We start from the raw sequence: 4,069 nt of genomic DNA, 5'->3' as shown, positions 1-4,069 counted from the left end.
GGAAAGACTGCTTAGAAGCAACGGACACGAGGTGGTAGAAGTGCTCGTCGGAAAAAGTGAATCCAGACGGCTTCCGGGATTTTTTATCCGGAACATCCAGGCTCCTGTCAAACAGTTTATCAGCCCCAATTTCCTGCCTACCCACGCCAACAAACGGGTAAACCTGACACGAAGCATCTTATATAATTTGTTGAAAGTACCGGAATATGCAGAAAGTATATGCTATATTAACCGGCATATCAAGGAAACCGGTGCCGAACTGGTCATCAACTTCTATGAATTATTGACCGGACTGACTTATTTCTTTTTTCGTCCGGCAGTACCTCAAATCTGTATCGGTCATCAGTACCTGTTCCTTCACAACCAATTCAAATTACCCAAAAAGAACAAATGCAGTCTGTTTTTCCTGAATTTCTTTACACGACTGACTGCATTGGGAGCTTCACAAAAACTGGCCCTCTCCTTCCGTTCCATGCCAGAAGACAATCATCAGCACATCAGCGTGGTTCCTCCTTTGTTGCGACAAGACGTATTGCAGCAGGAAAGCAAACCAGGCGACTACATCCATGGATATATGCTGAATGCGGGATTCTCTGAAAATATTCTAAACTGGCATAAAAAACATCCAGATACTCCTCTCCGCTTTTTCTGGGACCATTGGGAAGAAGAGCCTGTGAAAAAAATAGACTCCACACTTTCTTTCTATCAACTTGACGATATAGAGTTTCTTCGCCAGATGGCAGGCTGCAAGGCATACGCCAGCACGGCAGGATTCGAATCGGTGTGCGAAGCCATGTATTTAGGAAAACCCATCCTGATGGTACCGGCACATATTGAACAAGAGTGTAATGCTTTCGATGCCATGCAGAACGGAGCAGGTATCATCGACCACAATTTTAACTTGAGTAACTTACTGCGTTTTTCTCAGAACTACAAACCAAACCGCCTGTTTGTGGAATGGGTGAAATCGGCAGAATACATCATATTGAATGAAATAGAGCGATTTGCTCCGCAAAATACCCTGCAAGGAATGTATCTGGTAGAGGAGTTTGTGTAAAAAAATCTAAATAATCGTTCTGAAATCATATTGTAACATAAAATCATTTTCTTTGCAAAAAAAGTGATTTTATGGCCACAAGAAATAGAAAAAAAGAAAAGCCTTATTTGGAAAGAGACATCAGTTGGATGTACTTTAACCGCAGAATCCTGCAGGAAGCAACCCGAAGCCATGTGCCATTGCTGGAACGAATGGCCTTTCTTGGCATCTATTCCAACAACTTGGATGAGTTTTTCCGTGTCAGAGTAGCTTCTCAAAGCCGCATTGCTGAGTGCATGGATAAATCGGCTGCCAAGGAAAGAGAAAAAGCAAAAAAACTGCTTAAGCAAATCGGAAAACTGAACGCACGTTACGTAAAGGATTACGAAGAAGCTGTAAGCAGTGTGACAGAGGATCTGAAAAAAGAAAATATTTATCTGGTATCCAATTCGGAGGTTACTCCCGAACAGCTACAGTTCATCCAGTCTTTCTATAAAGAAAAGCTGAATGGACTTATTGTGCCCGTATGGTTCTCAGCTGTTAAGTTATTGGATTACGAAAACGATGAAAATATCTACCTGGCTGTAAAGGTAAGCAAGAACGGCAACAAGCCAATGGCGGACTATGCTTTTCTGGAACTCCCGGTAAATATTTGCGGACGTTTTGTGCAACTACCGGATCATGAAAATAAAAGTTATCTGATGTATCTGGACGACGTCATCCGCTGCTGTCTTCCGCTGGTGTTCGAAGGACTGGGATACGACAAATACGAAGCCTATGCCTTTAAGTTTACCCGCGACGCGGAAATGGAAATTGACAACGACCTGCGCACCGGTACACTTCAAAAGATTTCAAAAGGGGTAAAGAGCCGTAAAAAAGGAGAACCTCTTCGCATAATATATGATAACAACATGCCGAAAGACCTGTTGAAAAGGGTGTTGAAAAAGCTTGAACTTGACAGTCTGGACACAGTAATTGAAAGCGGACGTTATCAGAACCACAAGGACTTAATGAAATTCCCGGATTGTGGACACAGCAACTTGAAATACCCGAAATGGCCTCCTATCCTGAAAAAAGAACTTGACGGACCGGAAAGTCTGTTGAAAAAGATTCAGGAGAAAGACCGCTTTATCCATGTGCCTTATCATAATTTCGACTCCTTCATCCGTGTGCTTCAGGAAGCAGCTGTCAGCAAGCAGGTTACAAGTATTAAAATTACGCTTTACCGTCTGGCTAAAGAATCAAAGGTAGTAAAAGCCCTTATCGGAGCTGCCCGCAACGGAAAGAAGGTAACCGTAGTCATTGAATTATTGGCTCGTTTCGACGAAGCGTCCAACATCAACTGGTCAAAGAAAATGCAGGATGCCGGCATCAAGGTGATTTTCGGTGTAGAAGGCTTGAAGGTTCACTCCAAGATTACACACATTGAGATGAAAAGCAGACCGGATATTGCTTGTATCAGCACCGGAAACTTCCACGAAGGAAACGCCAAGATGTACACAGACTGTATGCTGATGACAGCTTATCCCAAAATCGTGAAGGATGTAAATCAGGTGTTCGAATTCATTGAACGTCCTTACACTCAGATACGGTTCAAGGAGCTGCTTGTTTCACCTAATGAGATGAAAAACAAGTTTGTGACATTAATCAACAATGAAATAAAGAACAAGAAAGCCGGAAAACCTGCTTACATCAAAATCAAGATCAATCACATCACCGACCCGATTATGGTAGAAAAACTGTATGAAGCTTCGGAAGCAGGCGTAGATATTGACCTGGTAGTACGTGGCAACTGTTCACTGATTACCAATGTACCCGATGTCAGCACGCACATCCGGATTCATGGCATCATCGACCGCTATCTGGAGCATTCACGCATTTTCATCTTTGCCAACGGAGGAGAAGAAAAGATATACTTAGGTTCTGCCGACTGGATGCCTCGCAACCTGGATCACCGCATCGAAGTGATTACTCCGGTCTACGATCCGGCCATCAAGGGAGAAATGAAACGCATTGTAGAATACGGCCTGAAGGATACCCTGCAGGGACGTATAGTAGACGGTGCAGGCGACAATCTGTTCTGGAGTGAAGAAACGGAAGAAGCTCCTTTCCGCTCACAGGAAGCGCTCTACAATTATTACCTGGCCGAAAATGAACAATAACTTAAATGTGATATTATGGACAATATGCTAAAAGACTGCAAGACGTACTATGGAGCCATTGATATTGGTTCGAATGCAGTGAGATTGCTCATCAAATGTGTAGAAGAAGACGAACAAGGAAAGGTTTTCTTTTCAAAAGTGCTTCTATTGCGTGTCCCTCTGCGTCTGGGATTTGACGTATTTGCGATGGGGAAAATTTCCGAAACCAAGGAAAAGAACATGCTCCGTCTGATGAAAGTATTCCATCACCTGATGAAAATCTACGATGTGGAAGACTACCGTGCATGTGCCACTTCTGCCATGCGTGATGCAAAGAACGGAAAAGATATTATCAAACGCATCAAAAAGAAAACGGGAATCCGCATTGAAATCATTGACGGACAGGAAGAAGCCAAAATGATATACAACAACCACATTGAATGCATGGAAGACTGTAACGGAAACTATATGTATGTGGATGTGGGTGGAGGTAGTACCGAAATCAACTTGCTTTCACAAGGAGAACTCGTATGCAGCCGTTCGTACAACATCGGTACAGTACGTATTCTGAACAATGCCGTAAAGGAAACTGAATGGGAACGGTTGAAAAAGGATATGCAGGAACTGGCTATTTCTTACCCCGGTACGAACATCATCGGTTCGGGTGGAAACATCAACAAACTTTATCGTCTGGCGGAAAAGAAAGACAAGAAAAAGCAACGAATTACGGTGGAAGTACTGCACAAACTGCATGAAAGCCTGAACAAGCTATCTGTAGAAGAACGAATGGAAAAATACCAGCTCAAACCCGACCGGGCTGACGTAATCGTTCCGGCTGGCAATATATTCCTGACCATTGCAGACATTATTCATGCTACGCATATTTATGTAC

The 4,069-nt window shown here is 43.2% G+C and carries 3 protein-coding genes; all 3 read left to right on the top strand.

Annotated elements, in window-relative coordinates:
* The coding region (locus WKT20_RS17645; RefSeq protein WP_340417831.1) for a glycosyltransferase family protein at positions 1 to 1,057 on the top strand (1,057 nt) is incomplete at its 5' end.
* A 71-nt stretch (positions 1,058 to 1,128) separates the two neighbouring features.
* A complete protein-coding gene (locus WKT20_RS17640) occupies positions 1,129 to 3,198 on the top strand; it encodes an RNA degradosome polyphosphate kinase (RefSeq protein WP_270653186.1) in 2,070 nt (689 codons plus the stop codon).
* Between the two features lie 15 nt (positions 3,199 to 3,213).
* A partial coding sequence (locus tag WKT20_RS17635) for a Ppx/GppA phosphatase family protein (protein WP_340417830.1) occupies positions 3,214 to 4,069 on the top strand: 856 nt, incomplete at its 3' end.

The organism is Phocaeicola sp. ICN-14070 (assembly GCF_037892625.1).
GTDB classification, from domain to species: domain Bacteria; phylum Bacteroidota; class Bacteroidia; order Bacteroidales; family Bacteroidaceae; genus Phocaeicola; species Phocaeicola plebeius.
Note: the sequence above shows the minus strand (reverse complement) of the source record. Positions and strands in the feature narration are given on the sequence as shown.